At 48.5% G+C, this 14,957-nt stretch carries 15 protein-coding genes; all 15 read right to left on the bottom strand.

Translation table 11 applies throughout. The annotated features are described in order from the left end of the window. Positions 1-15 precede the first annotated feature (15 nt). Positions 16-714 (bottom strand): 30S ribosomal protein S2, encoded by a 699-nt coding sequence (gene rpsB / locus ACE3MQ_RS20230; protein WP_379396018.1) that lies wholly within the window; start codon positions 712-714, stop codon positions 16-18. Positions 715-933: 219 nt separating this feature from the next. Beyond that, the gene (locus ACE3MQ_RS20225) at positions 934-1,587 is read right to left on the bottom strand and encodes a hypothetical protein (RefSeq protein ID WP_379396016.1); all 654 of its coding nucleotides are present in this window, start codon (positions 1,585-1,587) and stop codon (positions 934-936) included. Beyond that, the gene (locus ACE3MQ_RS20220; protein WP_379396014.1) at positions 1,587-2,264 is read right to left on the bottom strand and encodes a hypothetical protein; all 678 of its coding nucleotides are present in this window, start codon (positions 2,262-2,264) and stop codon (positions 1,587-1,589) included. Before ACE3MQ_RS20220 ends, ACE3MQ_RS20225 begins: the two co-directional genes overlap by 1 nt. Positions 2,265-2,311: 47 nt before the next feature. Then, positions 2,312-2,632: a hypothetical protein gene (locus ACE3MQ_RS20215; protein ID WP_379396012.1), complete on the bottom strand. Its 321-nt coding sequence runs from the start codon at positions 2,630-2,632 to the stop codon at positions 2,312-2,314. A gap of 51 nt (positions 2,633-2,683) precedes the next feature. Then, positions 2,684-4,096, bottom strand: coding sequence for a DUF342 domain-containing protein (locus tag ACE3MQ_RS20210; protein WP_379396010.1), 1,413 nt, complete (start codon positions 4,094-4,096; stop codon positions 2,684-2,686). Between the two features lie 48 nt (positions 4,097-4,144). After that, the gene (locus ACE3MQ_RS20205; RefSeq protein WP_379396008.1) at positions 4,145-4,933 is read right to left on the bottom strand and encodes a FliA/WhiG family RNA polymerase sigma factor; all 789 of its coding nucleotides are present in this window, start codon (positions 4,931-4,933) and stop codon (positions 4,145-4,147) included. Between the two features lie 15 nt (positions 4,934-4,948). After that, positions 4,949-5,371, bottom strand: coding sequence for a hypothetical protein (locus ACE3MQ_RS20200; protein ID WP_379396006.1), 423 nt, complete (start codon positions 5,369-5,371; stop codon positions 4,949-4,951). Positions 5,372-5,373: 2 nt separating this feature from the next. Further along, the gene (locus ACE3MQ_RS20195) at positions 5,374-5,871 is read right to left on the bottom strand and encodes a chemotaxis protein CheD (protein WP_379396275.1); all 498 of its coding nucleotides are present in this window, start codon (positions 5,869-5,871) and stop codon (positions 5,374-5,376) included. Then, on the bottom strand, positions 5,864-6,457 hold the full coding sequence (locus tag ACE3MQ_RS20190) for a chemotaxis protein CheC (RefSeq protein ID WP_379396273.1): 594 nt from the start codon (positions 6,455-6,457) through the stop codon (positions 5,864-5,866). Before ACE3MQ_RS20190 ends, ACE3MQ_RS20195 begins: the two co-directional genes overlap by 8 nt. 36 nt (positions 6,458-6,493) lie before the next feature. Further along, on the bottom strand, positions 6,494-6,955 hold the full coding sequence (locus ACE3MQ_RS20185; RefSeq protein ID WP_379396004.1) for a chemotaxis protein CheW: 462 nt from the start codon (positions 6,953-6,955) through the stop codon (positions 6,494-6,496). Between the two features lie 64 nt (positions 6,956-7,019). Further along, the gene (locus ACE3MQ_RS20180; RefSeq protein ID WP_379396002.1) at positions 7,020-9,107 is read right to left on the bottom strand and encodes a chemotaxis protein CheW; all 2,088 of its coding nucleotides are present in this window, start codon (positions 9,105-9,107) and stop codon (positions 7,020-7,022) included. Between the two features lie 27 nt (positions 9,108-9,134). Beyond that, entirely contained in the window at positions 9,135-10,595 is a 1,461-nt protein-coding gene (locus ACE3MQ_RS20175; RefSeq protein ID WP_379395999.1) for a protein-glutamate methylesterase/protein-glutamine glutaminase, read from the bottom strand. 28 nt (positions 10,596-10,623) lie between these two features. Continuing rightward, positions 10,624-11,514 (bottom strand): MinD/ParA family protein, encoded by an 891-nt coding sequence (locus ACE3MQ_RS20170; RefSeq protein ID WP_379395997.1) that lies wholly within the window; start codon positions 11,512-11,514, stop codon positions 10,624-10,626. Then, a complete protein-coding gene (gene flhF / locus ACE3MQ_RS20165; protein ID WP_379395995.1) occupies positions 11,511-12,908 on the bottom strand; it encodes a flagellar biosynthesis protein FlhF in 1,398 nt (465 codons plus the stop codon). Before flhF ends, ACE3MQ_RS20170 begins: the two co-directional genes overlap by 4 nt. Beyond that, positions 12,905-14,941 (bottom strand): flagellar biosynthesis protein FlhA, encoded by a 2,037-nt coding sequence (gene flhA, locus ACE3MQ_RS20160; RefSeq protein ID WP_379395993.1) that lies wholly within the window; start codon positions 14,939-14,941, stop codon positions 12,905-12,907. The genes flhF and flhA overlap by 4 nt, the downstream gene beginning before the upstream one ends. Positions 14,942-14,957 lie beyond the last annotated feature (16 nt).

The following is a 14,957-nucleotide window of genomic DNA, read 5'->3' as shown; positions in this document are numbered from 1 at the left end:
TGAGAAGCCCAGCTATTAAGCCGTCGTTTGCTCCCCTTGGTTAGCTTCGATTACAGCGTCTGCCATTTTGCCAGTCAACAATTTAACCGCGCGAATCGCGTCATCGTTACCTGGAATGACATAGTCGATTTCATCCGGATCGCAGTTCGTATCAACGATACCTACGATTGGGATACCCAATTTGCGAGCTTCTGCAACAGCGATGCGCTCTTTACGAGGATCGATGATGAACAGTGCGCTCGGGAGACCCTTCATGTTCTTGATTCCGCCCAGGAATTTCTCCAGACGATCTTTCTCCTTGCGAAGAATGATAACTTCTTTCTTTGGAAGCACTTCAAAAGTGCCGTCCTCTTCCCAGTTCTCCAATTGCTTCAAACGGTCGATCCGTTTTTGAATCGTTTGGAAGTTGGTCAGAGTTCCTCCAAGCCAGCGTTGGTTAATGTAGAATTGACCAGCGCGCTCAGCTTCTTCTTTCACGGAATCTTGAGCTTGCTTCTTGGTACCTACGAACAAAATTGTACCATTGTCTTCGGCAATACTCTTTACGAAGTTGTAAGCTTCTTCAACTTTCTTGACCGTTTTTTGCAGGTCGATAATGTAAATCCCGTTTCTTTCAGTGAAGATATAACGATCCATTTTCGGGTTCCAGCGACGTGTCTGGTGTCCGAAGTGTACACCTGCTTCAAGCAGTTGCTTCATGGAAATGACTGCCATCTCCACGCACCTCCTAAGTTTTGGTTTTGTTTGATGCTTCCTCCGCGGGTTTCATCCCTCACCAAGACTTCTCACATTTGTGAAAAGCACCCTTGGCAAAATCAACCCCCGTGCGTTATAACACCGTCAATTAATATACCATAAGTGGCAAATGGATGCAACCGAAGTTCATCCCTTTGCCACGAATCAACACTTTCTGTCTAGACAAGGAAAACCATCTTACTTCCCGGATGGTTTGGCGGTAATCTTCGTAATGATCGAACTGTACTTTTCCCCCATTTGAAAGGAATACGTCCCCGTCCTGATTTTTGTGTTAATACCGCGCTTTGATGCTTCCTTAATAAATGCTTCACTGCTTGAGATGACCCCCGCCTGCTTGAGACCATCGGCGACTGCGGTCAAGCTGTCGCCATAGGCGATTTTATACTTAACCGTTACAGGCTCAGGTTCATTAATCACGGTTGATTCAGCTGTTTTAGGCACCGTAGTTGCGGGCTGCTCCGGGGCGGTCGGAGCAGGAGCTTCTGACTTGCTTGTTGAAGGCAGATCAGAAGCTTTGCCGCTGTCCGATTGCGGCTCCTTCGGTACCGCAGGCGACTCAGGTGCTTCAGGCTGAACCGGCTGGGCAGGCTCGTCAGACGCTGACGCATCTTCTGCCTTCTCCTCCATCTTAGCCTTCCATTCCGCTTCTGTAAGCAGCTGCTCATCCTCACCTACGACTTTTAAATTAAGCTTCTCTGCAGCTTGCTGAACCTGCTCCACCGTAACGGGTTTATTCTGCTGTCCTTGTCCGATGTTCATAATTTGTAATAAAAACGCACCGATAATGAGGCCTATACCGAGCCCTAACATGAAGTAGCGATTTTTAAACATTACGCATCCTCCCTGTTAGCCAATTGCAAAATAAGCTGAACCTCGCCGCGCTGAATACCGACGGCCTTGGCGATCATATCAATGGACTTTCCTTTAGCGTACAAATCAAACAGCTCAGGATACCTGCTTCGTAATGAGTCCGTTGCTTCGGATTCCTCCGGTTCATTCGCAGCCGTCACTTCAAGGGACTCTGGCGCTCGCAAGCCTTCAGCTGCTCCTGAATGAGCTGACGAAGTGCCAGTATCGCCTAGATGGGATACGGTCAGTTGAGGGAGTGATTCGCCTAGCGATAGAGACGATACAGTCACCGGAGTCGATGGACTCGATAGGCTGGACAAAGTCGCGGAAGCCGCTGAAGTCACCAGAGCGCCAAAACGGGACTCCAGCTGACGATTCAACTGCTCGACCTCAAGAAGACGTTGACGCAGCTCTGCAATCGATTCCTGCTGCGACATTTGCCTGGAGGTCAGCTCTTGCTTCATCCCCGCGACCAAATCGACCAGTTCCGCATTCTCTTTCTCAATGTCTGCCATATACTGTTCAAGTATGACTTCCATATCACCGGCGGCCTCATTCATTGCTCCGCTGGAGGATTTCCGTCCTGGTAAAATGAAAGCATAGAGTATGGAGGCAGCCCCCAATATTACAATATAAAACCATGGTTCTCCAATCGACAATGTTATCCTCACCTTTTGCTGTTTGTAATCATTTATGGGTCTTGTAGCTAAAGTGACAGGTCGATGTGCCGCCCTTTAAAAGGATGCTCTGCCGCCTGCTCCTTCTCTCGTTCTTCCTGCTTCTCTTCGGCTTCAGCTTGTCCCTTCTCCTGATCCGCAGCGGTGTTTCCTTCCCTCTTAACAGCCTTATTATGAGCACTTTGCTCCATGCCTTGGCTTTTCTTACGCTCAAGCTCGCTCGCCTTTATGTTTTGTCCTGCAAGTATGGTCTGGTCATTAAGCGGTCTTTGCTGCTGATCCTGCTGAATCCGTCCCGCTTCACTAGTACGAGGAACCGCGATTTGCATTTCTACGGATTTCATATTCATGAAAATCACCTCATGACAATATCGGATAATAGCATGTCTTTAAGTGATGTTCTAGACGTAAGCCGACATGGAAATGTCTCCTTCTGTATAGTAGAAAGACATTCTAGAGATAGGCTCTTTGATATATTTCGTGTATCTGCCGATGACGATTTTAGAGCCGCCGTAGATCATTTTTAGAACATCTACCCGCGCGCTGCCCGTTTCCTCCAAAGCCTTCTCAATATGCAGCATGCGCTCTTTAATTTCGTCGAGCTCCTGTAGGTTTGATTTCTTGGTTAGGTTAAGCTTGGACCGCATCGCCACTTTATCCGGTGTAAGCTTGCCCATGGAAGCTAATTGATCCAAGAGGGTAAGCGCTTTCTCCGTCTTGTCAAGATTCGCCATTTGATCCTTGAGGTGCTGACGCAATTCCAGCAGCTCATTACGCAGCTCCGGAAGAACACCAACCTCGATCGATGTGGCCGTAGACATCGGATTGCCGATGATTCTAGCCGTAACCCGTTCGCCGGCCTGGATGTTGCCCCCGACAATAAGGCCTTTGGAGCCGCTGCAAACGACGTCCCTGCCAGCACGCACATTGGAGTGCATAATGCTCTGTGTGACGATAACGTCCTCGCCGGCCGTGACATTGCCGTCCTGAATGAAGGAGCTTTTTACTTGTTGTCCTGCTTTAATGAGCCCTTTATTGTATCCGATAATACCGCCGGAAATTTCGATAGAGCCTTCAGCGATCAACTCTGCACCTTCAACTCCGCCAATGACGCGAATATCCCCGGAAGCACAGACTCGAAAACCAGTCAGAACATTACCGCGGATGACAACAGTTCCCACAAAGTCAATATTGCCGATGCTGTAATCGACATCCCCATTGACCTCGTAAACTGGAAATACATTCAGCTTCCCTTTATCAGTTCGTGTTACAAGACCGTCGATAGCGGCATACATTGCGGTTTGCTCCGAATTTAGAACGACGTTTTTTCCTACTTTAAACCTAGCTGCCTTCCCCTCTTTGCACAGGATCGGCTCTCCAGTGACCGCCGTACCGGGACGACCCGGTACCGGAGGAATGAGTTCAGCGATAATTTGCCCTTTCCGAACGTTATTCAAGCGAGTGACGTCCTTGAAATCTACCGTACCGTCATCGCTTTCCGAAGGCCGACGATGCTGATCCTCATCATCCAGCGGCACGGCATAGCGGATGGAGCCGTCTTGGCCTTGAACCGGTTCGATCCCGATGGCAATCGGTGTTTTACTGAACAAGTATTCTTTTGCATTGAGCGCAAACCTGGCCACAATATCCTCTTGAATACCGTATTTCACACCTTCTCCCCGCAAAAAATGATGCAAGACATCCGGAGCACAGGAAAACTCCTCATCTTTTTTCAGAAATTGCAGGTAAGCTACCGTCTTATCATCATTCATCGTCACACTCAGAATTTGACCAAGATCATTCATGTATTCCATAAGTCGTTCCTCCTTCCATCAATTACTACTATAAGCCAATTGTACTCATTAATCCTCCAACATCAACAAATCTTTCTGCTTCTCCAAGCTACCGCGAAGTCTAAGAATGGCTTTGGAATGGAGTTGAGAAATACGTGACGGAGAAAGAGACATCACCTCCGCAATTTCGCTTAAGGATAGATCTTCATAGTATAGGAGGGAAACTACAGTTCGTTCTTTCTCTGTCAGCTTTTCAATTCCTTTGGCCAGAGAATCTTTAAGGAAAAATTCCCTTACTTTATAATCAGGATTTTTGGCCTTCTCATCAATTAACAGAGTTAACCGCGTCTCGGATTCTTCCTCTCGGATCGGATCCTCCAATGAACACAGCGTCATGACAGCAACCTCTTGCAGCATATTTTGAAATTCCCTTTCACTTACATTCAAATATTCGCTCATTTCTAAATCTGTCACGGAACGAAGATACTGCTGCTCCAGCTGCTGGTATCCCTCTTCGATTTTTTTGGCTTTCTCCCGAACGGATCGTGGTACCCAGTCCCCTTGCCTTAGACCGTCCAAAATAGCGCCTCTTACTCTCCAAGAGGCATAGGTCTCGAATTGCAAGCCTCTTTTATAATCAAATTTCTCGACAGCATCAATTAAGCCCATCACGCCATTGCTGGCTAAGTCATCTTTAGAGACATTTTTGGGAAGGCCTACAGCCAGACGTCCCGAAACATAATCGACAATGTGCAAATGCTTCTCAATAAGCTGTTTCTTGGCCTCAATATCTCCGTGTTCTTTCCATTGCTCCCACACATCGGCGTAGTTCAAAGTGGATGTCTTCCGCTCGTCCAATTGCCTTCACCCTCCTTAGTTTTCTGTCAGGTGACGAACAACTTTAGCCAGCTCTTCAGGATCTTTGTCGTCAGGCGTCTTAACCAATCTTGGTGGGTTTAACGGTGTAAAATCGTCATTACCTGTCTGACTTCCCGGTGGCTGCTTTAGCAATTCGTTCAATTCATCCGTTTCGTCCGGTGTCGTCAAATCAAGCTGTCCACCCTTACCCTCGTCATCATGAGGCGCGATCAGATCCTCGTTCGTTGGCACAGGAGACATCTCTTTCATTAAACCGATCATCCAATTAGCCGCATAAGCCAGAACAAACCAGGCTACAAAGGCGATGAGCCCCCGAATGAGGCTTGTCATAAACAAGTTGCTGCTAGATGAAAGTGCAAAAGTAATCAAAAATCCAAAGAGTCCAAACAACGTGTAATATTTCATTTTTCCTGCCATGGCTACAATTCCTTTACACCCTTTTGTACGCTACGTATAAATAATATACCCGTCTCGCAGTCAAGTTCGATAGTTCTCCCGTAATTTCCTCCCGTATCTTCAGCTAACAGCGGGATGCCCAGCTCCGATAGCTTATCTTTACAGGATTCCACATTTCTCGGGCCAATTCGCAGCGAATCTCCAGTTCCCGCGAAGGAGAACATTTGCGATCCGCCAGCCATTTTGGCTACAATCCGTCTTTGATCCGCTCCGATGGTCAACAACTGCTCTAGCAAAGCTGGGACAGCAGTATCCGCATACTTCGCAATATTTAATGCACCTTCACGGGCAATTGAGGATGCTGGAAGCATGACATGCGCGAGACCAGCCACTCTAACGACGGGATCATACAAAGTCAGTCCTACACAAGAGCCAAGTCCAGTCGTCCGAATCAGTCCTGATTGCTGGATAGTATTGAGATCCGCCATGCCGACTTTTACGATTCGCTGCTCCTCAATCATCATTCATCGGTACTCCTAAGGCAGTAAATATTTTGTCGAAAGATTCGGGATCCGGGATGAGGAAAAATTGTCCCTCCACTTCTTGCTGGCCTTCGATGAAAGTCGTATCAATCAGCAAGGCAGAGTCGCCCATCTCGCCAAATTGCAAAAATCCATATCCAAGTATCGCTCCCGCCATATCCATCGCAAGCGCAGGTACGGTCGGCGTCATAGTGAGCGAGGTGAAATCGGCCAGCGAGGACAGATATGACCCAGCTAATATATTGCCGATTTCCGATAGAGCAGACCATTCCATCTCTGAAAACTCTTCCTCGCTCTCAATATGGATTCCAGCAAGACGGTGAAGCAGCTTCTTGGCTCCTTCCGGACTAAGGATAAAAAATAAATTCCCTGGGGCCTCCCCTTCAACTCTCAAAAAAACGGCCAAAACAACGCTCTCCGCTCCTCCAACCTTATCAGCAACCGCCTCGAAGGGCAGCATTTGAACCTTTGGCACGGCCATATCTATCGGTTTATCAAGAAGCCTGGATAACGCGGTGGCGGCATTGCCCGCACCGATGTTCCCGACTTCTTTTAACACATCCATTTTAAAGTCTTCAAAGCCTTTAAATAGATCCACCTTTTAACCCTCTAAACTTTCCAGTTGAATGATTTCGGAACGGTTCAGCACCTCAGACAAGTTCAGCATGACCAGAAGACGCTCTTCAGAAATTCGAGCCACGCCATGAAGATATTTCGCTTTAATTCCGCCAACGACATCCGGCGGAGAGTCGATTACATCGCTGTTCAGATCCATAACGTCGTTGGCTGAATCCACAATAAATCCTACTTCCATTTCGTTGGCTGCCACGATAATGATCCGGGTCTGATCGGTATATTCTGATTCCGGAAGTCCGAAGCGACCGCGCAAATCGATAACAGGAATGACCACGCCGCGCAAGTTTATGACCCCTTTAACGAAGGCGTATGTCTTTGGCACGCGGGTAATCGGCATCATGCGCTCAATCGTCTGAACCTTGTCTACCTCTATGCCGTATTCTTCCTCACCCAGTTTAAATACGATGACTTTCATTTCCTCTCCCATGGAAACATCCTCCTTAATGGTAGTGACAAAGCCTTGTCTGCCTTGCCTGCCGTGTGTAAATGCTCTACTTAATGAATGCGTTAGGATCTATAATAAGTGCTACTTGTCCATCACCCAGAATCGTCGCTCCGGCAACGCCTTGAACAGGAGGCAAATATTTACCCAAATTTTTAATGACGATTTCACTTTGGCCAATAAAATCTTCTACCGTCAGGGCTGCCAAACGATCGCCCTTGCGAATGACGACAATTTCCGTTTCTTCTTCAGCATCCTCATCAAAGTCGGCAACCTCGAACAGATTGGCTAAGGATAGCAGTGGGATATGCGCATCGCGATAAGGCACCATCGTATAGCCATGTACGTTGCGAATCTGCTTCCGTTGGATAATTCCCGTTTCAACAATAGATGAGAGAGGGATTGCGTATTTCTCAGAGCCGACCTTGATCAGCATCGCGGAAATAATAGAAAGGGTCAATGGAAGCTGTACCGAGAACTTCGTTCCTTTACCCAGGGTTGAGGTTACGGACACGACGCCGCTAAGCGATTCGATTTTGGAGCGAACGACATCAAGGCCGACCCCTCTTCCGGAAATGTCTGAGATGACATCAGCCGTACTGAAGCCTGCAGCGAACAGCAGCATATACACCTGCTCATCCGTCATTCCGGCGGCATCGCTCTGCGTGACGATCCCGTTCTTCAGCGCTTTGCTGAGGATTTTGTCGCGGTCGATTCCGCCGCCGTCATCCTCGATTTCAATGAATACATGGTTACCGCTGTGGAAGGCACGAAGCTGTACGGTTCCTGTCTCCGGTTTGCCTGCTGCAATACGTTTAGCAGTCGGCTCTACTCCATGATCCACCGCGTTTCTAAGCAAATGTACGAGCGGATCTCCTATCTCGTCGATAACGGTGCGATCCAGCTCGGTTTCTGCACCAAGGATAACAAGACCGATTTTCTTGTCCAACGACTTGGCCACATCCCGAACCATCCGCGGGAAACGGCTGAACACAGTATCGATCGGAACCATGCGCAGCTTAAGGACGATATTCTGCAGGTCACTGCCCACGCGGCTCATATGCTCTACCGTCTCGGTCAAGTCGGAGCGCTTGATTTCATAGGCAAGCTGTTCCAGTCTTGAGCGGTCGATCAGCAATTCGCTGAGCAAATTCATGAGCACATCCAGCCGTTCGATATCCACACGAATCGTTCTGGACGGTGCAGCACCTCCATTAGCACGAGCGCCTCCCTTTGTTTCCGAAGCTGCGGTCTTGGAAGCCGCTGGCTCAGCAGCAGGCTTATCCTCCGCTGAAGACGGCACGGCAGCTGCCGGCGCTTCTGCGGTAGCAGCAGCTGCTTCCTGCACTCCAGAGGAGAGCTGGCTTAACGTCTCATGATCGAGCGTCATGACTTGAGCAGATTCGATTTCGGAAAGATTCACGATCATGCTCTGCAGTTCTGAAGCTTCCTTCTGCGTTATGTAATACAGCGAGAAGCTGCGATCAAATTTCTCTTGCTCGATCTCTTGTACAGAAGGGTGAGATTTCACGATTTCACCATATCGCTCAAGCAGATCAAATACGAGATAAGCACGCGCCGCTTTTAATTGACAGTCTTCGCGGATAGCAACCTCAATGTACAGTACCTTGTGGCCTTCGGAGATCGACTGCTCCAGAACGGAGTACTGGAATTCGTCCAGCTGGATGCCTGTGTTGGGAGCTGCCGAAGCACCCGTTGCCTGCGCAGATGCGTTGTTATCCGTACCTCCAGGAGCCTCACCGCGAACGATCGCTTGAAGTGAAGCTACAATAGATTGAACGTCAGCTTTGCCATCGCCGCCTTGCGTAATATCCTGAACCATCATTTGCAAGGCATCGAGACTTTTAAACAGCGTATCAAAAATATGATCCTGCATTTTCAACTTTTCATTGCGTACCAGATCAAGAACATTCTCCATTTGATGCGTCAGCGAGGATAGATCCTCGAACCCCATCGTCGCAGCCATCCCTTTCAGGGTATGTGCCGAGCGGAAAATGATTTGCACAATACCGATGTCGTCTGGAGCTTTTTCTAGTTCTAGCATATTCTCGTTTAATGATTGCAAATGATCGTTGGACTCATCGATAAACATGGATAAATACTGATTCATGTCCATGGTGAGGCACCTCCTCTAAGAGATTCCTTATTTCACTACTTGTACAAGCTTAGGACCTATTTCTTGTAACGGTAAAACATGGCTTACACAATGGAGTTCAATGGCCGAGCGCGGCATTCCGTAAACGACACAAGTCTCCTCGCTCTCGGCAATGGTAGAGGCTGCGCCGGCTTCGTACAGCTTCTTCATGGCTTTTGCGCCATCGCTGCCCATACCTGTTAATAGCACTAAATGCCTCTTCAGGGTTTTAAACGGCAGGAGCGATTCGTATAGCACCTCGACCGATGGTCGATGACCATTGCGCGGTTCTTGGCTGCTCAGGGTAAGCTTGTAGCCATCTAAGCCGGAAACTACATTCATATGAAATCCGCCAGGCGCGATATAAGCGGTACCCGGCAGCAGCTTCATTCCTTCTTCTGCCTCAACGACATGCAATGCGCTTAAGCTATTCAAACGCTGTGCTAGCGATTTGGTAAAGTTGGGCGGCATGTGCTGCACGATAACGATAGGCGCCGGAAAGTTTCGAGGTATTTTCTCCAGCACAGCCTTTAATGCCTTTGGTCCGCCGGTTGACGTACCGATGGCGACAATATCCGTAAAATCAGTTTTTGCGGGATCATTGCCGGGCCTTCCCTCGTTCATTTTCCCCTGCTGTTGTTGGGCCGCTGCATGAGTGCCTAGCTCATCTATTGACGGCTTATTTGATGCAGCTGCGCTTTTCTTCTGGCTTGGAAGCTTTATGGCTCCTTTATCCTGCTGAATGGAGCTGCTTCTTCGTTGATCCGCCCCACCGGTTTTTGCCCGTTCGATCTTTGGCGTTGCGCTTGGCGGCTCCATATTTGCAAAATCAATACTTTTTCGATTTAAAGAATCCTGCTTGGCACGTCCCAATTTAGCAGCCTGATCCCGGGTTGGCGCGACCTCCCCTTGATTCGTTCCTTGACTGGCTGTTCTGCGTTCCTGCTTAGGCTTGCTTGGCGTTTTCCTTAAATCGGTTCCCGCCAACTTCGATTGATCATTTGTAACGGGCCGCGCAGGCTGCTCAACTTTGTTTTGCAATGCGGATTCTCTTGCGGCTTTACGTTCTTTCATCAGCATGGCTGTGCGGATCTGTTCGTGGAGCTCCCGTCTCACCTGCACAATATCATGCGTACTTGTGGATGCAGATGGCTTACGAATGAAATCGAAGGCTCCCAGTTCCAAAGCCATGATCGTTTCCCGCATGCCCTGCTCGTTAATGCCCGAGAGCATAATAACGGGAAGCGGCTGACGCTCCATAATGATTCTAAGGGCATCCAGTCCGTTCATCTCCGGCATTTCCACATCCATCGTGACCAGATCCGGCGATAATAATGCTATTTGTTCAATGGCCTCGCGTCCATTCCGAGCAGTGCCGATCACCTGAAAAGCAGGATCCTGCTCAATTAAATCCGACACGATTTTCCTCATAAAAGCCGAATCATCAACCACCATAATCCGGTAAGGCATCGTCCCACCCCTGTTCCTTAATACAGAATCATTTTGTGCGTTTGAGCCATCTGTGCATAAATCCTTTGATTCCTGTCAAGGTATCCTTCTGCCCCATCTGTGGAACTTCTAAATATTTCATAGCCAAACGTTGAATGTCACGTGCAGCTGCACAGCTAGGAAATGCGGTTGAAAATGGGATTTGTTTCTTGACCGCTTGCATGACATGAGGGTCATCATGGATATGTCCAAGCATCGGGATCTCCATATCGAGAAAGCGTTTAGCTACCAGGGACAGCTTGTCGGTAACCTGCTGTGCCTCATGCTGACTCGCGACCCGGTTAATGACGAGTCGAAACGGTACCTCCTGCTCCATGCCGTGAACGACTTTGATTAAAGCGTAAGCGTCTGTGATGGATGTCGGTTCTGGCGTTGTTACGACGATGCATTCATCGGCCGCGGTAATAAATTTGACGGTTTCTTTGGACAGGCCTGCACCCGTATCGAAAATGATATAATCCATTTTTTCAGAAATCTCTTCAATTTGAGATGTAAAGTAGTTCAAATCGGATTCCGATAAAGTAAACAAGTCCGCCATTCCCGAGCCGCCTGCAATGAAAGGCAAACCGTTTGATCCAAGCTCGATGATCTCTTCCAGATTTCTCTCGCCCTTTAGTAAATGATATAAGCTGTATCTGGCTCGAACGCCCATAAGCACATCGATATTCGCCATACCGATATCCGCATCAAAGATAAGCACCTTGCGGCCAAGCGTTTTAAGAGCAAGAGCAAAATTCAATGTGAAGTTGGATTTTCCAACCCCGCCCTTGCCGCTGCTTACAGTCAAAATTCGGGCTGAATGGGGTCTGGAAGCCAGCCTATCGGCCGAGCCATCCAGCTTAGATACAAGACGTCTAAGAGATTGAGCCTGGTCGTTCATGTTCGTTTTGCTCCAAGAAGCATATCTGTAAACAGATCATTATGCGCAGGCAGCAAATCATCGGGTACATTTTGACCGTTTGTTACATACGAGACCTGCATGGGGTACTCATGCAGCAAATTGTAAATGGGACCTACGCTTTGCGTTTCATCTAGCTTCGTAAATATCACCTTCTGGATGCCATATTTGCTAAAATGCTCGGTAATTTTCTTCATATCCTGACTTTTGGAGGTCAGGCTAAGCACCAAATAGGTTTCGCTTTGCTCGGTTGGGCTTAAGAGGCTGTGCAGTTCTGCTACATACAGCTCGTTTAGGTAGTTCCTTCCCGCCGTATCCATCAAGACCAAATCGCAATGCTGCAGTCGCTGCATAGCTCTTTGCACATCGCCGGGCGACTGGACAACCTCCAGTGGAACGTTAAGGATTGAAGCGTATGTGCGCAGCTGCTCGATCGCTGAAATCCGGTACGTATCCGCCGTGATAAACCCGACTTTTTTGCGAACTCGGAAAATTTGATCCGCTGCCAGCTTGGCGATGGTCGTTGTCTTCCCGACTCCCGTTGGGCCGACGATATACACCACTTTCGTTCCATCCTGAATACCTTCTCCGATGCGATCCTCCATGAAGGACTCCGCCCTTGATCTTACCGAGGATGTCAGCTCCTCATCGCTCATCGTCTTTTCGCCGTTCTCCCACGCTTTATAAGTATCGTCAATCCATAAATCAACAAGTTCGGCGTTTACCTCTTGCTCTTGGAGCCGTTCTTTCATTGCATTCAGGGGCTCGGGCAGCTCCGGCAGGCCCTCTTGAAAGCGAGCCAGCTTCGACATCAGCATTTTCATCTGTTCGATTTCTATGAACAGCCGATCTTCTCTAGCTGTACTGGATTGGGTTGCCTGGGCATTTACCTGTCCAGACTCGCTTCTTGCATCGGCAGGAGCTGCGTTTGTATTTTGCGACAACAAACGCTTGCGCTCATCTTCTGTAAGAGGAGCTTCTTCTGTAGCGGCTGCAAGTACAGCCGCTGATAATCGATTATTCCTTAGGTCAACCGTTTCCTCTTCCTCCCTTGTATCAGAAGGTTGCGAACTGCCTGCAGCCTGTGCCATCATCACCGCGGACTTGCGATAGGCCTGCGGTACGGCCTGGGGTGCAATAGACGGAAAAGAAGGAGCGGAAATATCGGGCCGAGAAGGCTGCTTCACTTTTGGCACAGTTGATTCCTTACTCTCTGATGCGGCAATAACCTCGATCTTTCTTTGCTGGAACATTCCGAGAAATCCGCCGATCTTCAGCTCCTTTGTGCTTAATATAACGGCATCCTTCCCAAGTTCATCGCGAATTTTCTGCATCGCATCAGGCATTGTGTCGACGATATACCTTTTTACTCTCATAAGTTCACCACTCCGACACTCTGAATTTCCACATTCGGCTCAAGCTCACTGTAAGACAGTACGGGTATGTCCTGCATCGTCCGCTCGATCACCTGCCGCAAGTACATACGAATCGTCGGCGATGTCAGGACAATCGGCTGCTGCCCGGATTGAACTAGCCGGTTGATTTGCTCCGTCAGTTTCTGGTAGACCGTTTGAGTAGAGGCTGGATCAAGAGCCAAATAACTGCCCTGTTCGGTCTGCTGCACACTCTCGGCGATTTTTTTCTCGAGTGTAGGGCCTACTGTGATCACTCTCATCGTCTCGCCTTGCTGCGTATATTGCTGGGTAATTTGTCTCGATAACGCCTGCCGTACATACTCGGTCAATACGTCAGGATCCTTCGTGTAGGTACCGTAGTCGGCCAGCGTTTCAAAAATCGTTACCATATCGCGAATGGATATTTTCTCTCGCAGCAGTTTGGCCAACACTTTCTGCACATCTCCAATGGAGAGCACGGACGGAATAAGCTCATCGACAAGAACCGCGTAATTATCTCGAAGATTATCGACAAGCGTCTTCGTCTCTTGTCTGCCAAGAAGTTCATGTGCATGCTTCTTGATCATTTCTGTCAAATGAGTAGCAACAACCGACGGCGGATCTACGACGGTATAGCCCGATAACTCAGCCCGGTCTTTGGTTGATTCATCAATCCAAAGGGCTGGTAATCCAAAGGCCGGTTCCTGGGTCTCTATACCTGATATCGAATCATCATCCATCCCAGGACTCATAGCCAAATAGTGATTAAGTAATAATTCACCACTGCCAACGACATTTCCTTTAATTTTGATCACATATTCATTCGGTTTTAGTTGAATATTGTCGCGGATGCGAATAACGGGCACTACCAATCCCATTTCCAGGGCACATTGTCTCCGAATCATGATGATTCTATCTAGTAAATCTCCGCCTTGTCCGGTATCCGCAAGCGGAATCAGACCATATCCAAATTCGAATTCTATCGGATCGACCTGCAGCAGATTAATAACACTTTCCGGACTGCGCACCTCTTCGATTTGCTGCTCCTCCTCTTCCTGCTCCTGTTCGATTTGACGGCGATCCAGATTTTTCTGCATCCTGTAGGCCGCAAAGCTTAGCATTGCAGCAAAAGGCAACGTCGTAATTGGTCCGATAGGGGTGAATAGTCCTAATAGGGCTATGGTTCCAGCAACAATATATACCAGCTTCGGATAAGAGAATAGCTGGCCTGTAATATCCTCGGCCAAATTCCCTTCCGACGAAGCCCGGGTAACGATAAGACCCGCTGCCGTCGAAATCAAAAGGGCTGGAATCTGGCTGACAAGCCCATCCCCGATCGTAAGCAATGAATAAGTAGAAAGCGCCTCTCCGAATGGCATCCCATGAATCGACATCCCGATGATGAAGCCGCCGATTAAGTTGATGAGGAGAATAATAATACTGGCAATGGCATCACCTTTGACGAACTTGCTCGCCCCGTCCATAGCTCCGTAGAAATCCGACTCTCTCTCGATCTTGCGTCTGCGATCCCTGGCCTGCTGTTCGTTAATCAAACCGGCATTCAAATCAGCATCGATACTCATTTGCTTGCCCGGCATCGCATCCAAGGTGAAGCGTGCCGCCACTTCCGCTACGCGCTCTGAACCCTTCGTAATAACGATAAATTGAACGACAACGAGAATAAGGAATACGATGAATCCGACAACTGGCTGGCCCTGAGATACCCAAGTTCCAAATGTCGCAACGACGTCCCCTGCCTTCGCTTGTCCGAGAATCAGCTTCGTTGTTGATACGTTCAACGCTAGCCGGAACAAGGTGGTGATGAGGAGCATCGCCGGAAAGATGGAGAACTGCAATGCTTCCTTCGTATTCATTGCAACAAGCAGGATCATAAGCGCGATCGATATGTTGATAATGAGAAGAATATCCAGCAGCCAAGTCGGGATCGGAAGAATCATTAATAGAACGATGCCGATAATACCTACAAGTACAAATAAATCTTTAGCCTTCTTCATGGCTCCGCCTCCGATC

The organism is Paenibacillus lentus, from assembly GCF_042714055.1.
In the GTDB taxonomy this organism is placed as follows: domain Bacteria; phylum Bacillota; class Bacilli; order Paenibacillales; family Paenibacillaceae; genus Fontibacillus; species Fontibacillus lentus_A.
Note: the sequence above shows the minus strand (reverse complement) of the source record. Positions and strands in the feature narration are given on the sequence as shown.

What these genes read in the sequence shown, in the direction of transcription:
- ACE3MQ_RS20215 (WP_379396012.1), bottom strand. Translation starts at nt 2,632, where the DNA reads ATGAATATGAAATCCGTAGAAATGCAAATCGCGGTTCCTCGTACTAGT.
- ACE3MQ_RS20185 (WP_379396004.1), bottom strand. Translation starts at nt 6,955, where the DNA reads ATGGGAGAGGAAATGAAAGTCATCGTATTTAAACTGGGTGAGGAAGAA.
- flhA (WP_379395993.1), bottom strand. Translation starts at nt 14,941, where the DNA reads ATGAAGAAGGCTAAAGATTTATTTGTACTTGTAGGTATTATCGGCATC.
- ACE3MQ_RS20210 (WP_379396010.1), bottom strand. Translation starts at nt 4,096, where the DNA reads ATGGAATACATGAATGATCTTGGTCAAATTCTGAGTGTGACGATGAAT.
- ACE3MQ_RS20225 (WP_379396016.1), bottom strand. Translation starts at nt 1,587, where the DNA reads ATGTTTAAAAATCGCTACTTCATGTTAGGGCTCGGTATAGGCCTCATT.
- flhF (WP_379395995.1), bottom strand. Translation starts at nt 12,908, where the DNA reads ATGAGAGTAAAAAGGTATATCGTCGACACAATGCCTGATGCGATGCAG.
- ACE3MQ_RS20200 (WP_379396006.1), bottom strand. Translation starts at nt 5,371, where the DNA reads ATGGCAGGAAAAATGAAATATTACACGTTGTTTGGACTCTTTGGATTT.
- rpsB (WP_379396018.1), bottom strand. Translation starts at nt 714, where the DNA reads ATGGCAGTCATTTCCATGAAGCAACTGCTTGAAGCAGGTGTACACTTC.
- ACE3MQ_RS20190 (WP_379396273.1), bottom strand. Translation starts at nt 6,457, where the DNA reads ATGGATGTGTTAAAAGAAGTCGGGAACATCGGTGCGGGCAATGCCGCC.
- ACE3MQ_RS20180 (WP_379396002.1), bottom strand. Translation starts at nt 9,107, where the DNA reads ATGGACATGAATCAGTATTTATCCATGTTTATCGATGAGTCCAACGAT.
- ACE3MQ_RS20195 (WP_379396275.1), bottom strand. Translation starts at nt 5,871, where the DNA reads ATGATTGAGGAGCAGCGAATCGTAAAAGTCGGCATGGCGGATCTCAAT.
- ACE3MQ_RS20170 (WP_379395997.1), bottom strand. Translation starts at nt 11,514, where the DNA reads ATGAACGACCAGGCTCAATCTCTTAGACGTCTTGTATCTAAGCTGGAT.
- ACE3MQ_RS20175 (WP_379395999.1), bottom strand. Translation starts at nt 10,595, where the DNA reads ATGCCTTACCGGATTATGGTGGTTGATGATTCGGCTTTTATGAGGAAA.